Genomic DNA, 301 nt, shown 5'->3' with positions numbered 1-301 from the left:
CAAGCGCCTTGGAATATTCATCCCGTCCACCTGTGTCGGTTTGCGGTACGGTCTCGTACAGCTGAAGCTTAGAGGCTTTTCTTGGAACCACTTCCAATCACTTCGCAAGCAATGCTCGCTCGTGCCACACCCTTGATTTACGCGCCCGGATTTGCCTAAGCGCCATCTTCGATGCAGCAACAGGGACATCCAACACCCTGATGATCTTCCGCGATCCGTCCCCCCATCGCACTGTACGACGGTACTGGAATATTAACCAGTTTCCCATCAGCTACGCATCTCTGCCTCGCCTTAGGGGCCG

At 54.8% G+C, this 301-nt stretch carries 1 rRNA gene; it reads right to left on the bottom strand.

The annotated features are described in order from the left end of the window. A 23S ribosomal RNA gene (locus AC6LJ2_RS30105) occupies positions 1-301 on the bottom strand; the annotation flags it as partial.

Source organism: Achromobacter sp. 1014246743 (assembly GCF_059760725.1).
The sequence above is the reverse complement of the archived record's forward strand: the minus strand, read 5'-3'. Positions and strand labels throughout refer to the sequence as shown.